2 protein-coding genes are annotated in these 1,380 nt (G+C 50.7%); both read right to left on the minus strand.

Annotated elements, in window-relative coordinates:
* Nucleotides 1-380: 380 nt before the first annotated feature.
* Nucleotides 381-719, minus strand: a complete 339-nt coding sequence (locus tag H7U20_RS17475) for a hypothetical protein (protein ID WP_199760430.1) — start codon at nucleotides 717-719, stop codon at nucleotides 381-383.
* On the minus strand, nucleotides 719-1,291 hold the full coding sequence (locus H7U20_RS17480; RefSeq protein WP_199760431.1) for an alpha/beta hydrolase family protein: 573 nt from the start codon (nucleotides 1,289-1,291) through the stop codon (nucleotides 719-721). The genes H7U20_RS17475 and H7U20_RS17480 overlap by 1 nt, the downstream gene beginning before the upstream one ends.
* Nucleotides 1,292-1,380: the final 89 nt, after the last annotated feature.

Consider the following 1,380-nt stretch of genomic DNA (forward strand, 5'->3'; position numbering starts at 1 on the left):
GTGCACTCGCCGTTTTTTTCCTTCACTCATTTGCTGTCATCCTTTCACGGACCACAGCTTAAACCATCGTCTCAAATTCGGGATCCACTATAGTTAAAGAACGAAAAAATTCTGGGCGAAAGTTTGGCCGATTATCGGCGTGGCCGCAAGGGTATGTCAGCACTGCGCTGCGGACGATATCAGTCGCTGCGCGATACCGCCAGCCGCGATGCGGACACCAAAGGCCACGCTTGGTTCGTTCGCGGGTCACAGCGCGCCCGCCGGGCAGCTTTCGCACAGGGCTTCCTGCACGCGCTGAGGCAGTGAGCCAGGCTCTCACCGGCTTCTGAGGATTGTCAACCTGCCGGGTTTGCCCCCGGCCTTCGCAACATCAACATAACTTACATCCCACCTTTACTTTGACGATACATCAACAGCTCGAAGACCAATACGATGCCCGCTCCCCAAAGTACGCTATTGGCAAGCCAAGGAATAGTAATGCTCATCAAGATATCGGACTTATCAGACATTATGAATCGCCCAGGTGTTGCAAGAATCTTCGCCAAAGTTGGGATTACATCCGCTTGGAAATGATCAAAAAGAGACCACGTGCCTTTGTCTTTAAATCCAAGCCCTAACGCACCTCCAAGAGACCAGAACCAAAGTATTGCCGTCAATGCAGCGTGCGCGCCACTAACAACCACAAGCAATCTAATGCGACGTGCAGAGATGCCAATCATCAACGCAGTCCTTTCTTGTAAAGATAGGCAGCAAGTGAATCTCGGTTAGCCTGACCGACCGGCGTCTCGGACGCGTAGTAAAAATGCCCCGTACCGGATGACTGTTGATCTTTCAATGTTAACGCTGACTTTATCAACGTGGTGTCTGACATCCCAGCATAAATTGGATCTCCATGCGCAGTAAGATTCATCACTATGACATTGCCAATGTTCTTAGTGTTTTGCACCGTTTTCAAATAGTCCTCGCTGATCGGCGATCCGATCAGCACAAGATTGTCAATTTTCGTCCCTCCCCTGGCATAGTTCACGGCGACCTGTGCAGCCACTTCCGATCCGTACGAGTAGCCAATTAGGTTGAACTGATTGCCACTCTGATCAAATTTATCTAATAAAGTTGGGAATGGATGCTGCCCAAACCTATACGCTTGCACGCCAATCGCCGCATCGACTTCCGCAATCCCGGATGACCAAGTGTCACGGTTAGCGGGAGTTAGTGCGATTCCCATATTATCAAAGGCCCTGACCATGTCTTTAATATACGGGCCGTCCATCCCCGCGCCACCAAAGAACAAGGTAACTATTCAGCCGCAGCGAGCGCATCAATAAAGGGTTGTAAACCAAGCGGCTTTCCAGCATCATTCCGCTATGCCACCGAAACCAC

It is taken from the genome of Rugamonas violacea, assembly GCF_016461825.1.
GTDB lineage: Bacteria > Pseudomonadota > Gammaproteobacteria > Burkholderiales > Burkholderiaceae_D > Rugamonas.

What these genes read in the sequence shown, in the direction of transcription:
- H7U20_RS17475 (WP_199760430.1), bottom strand. Translation starts at nt 719, where the DNA reads ATGATTGGCATCTCTGCACGTCGCATTAGATTGCTTGTGGTTGTTAGT.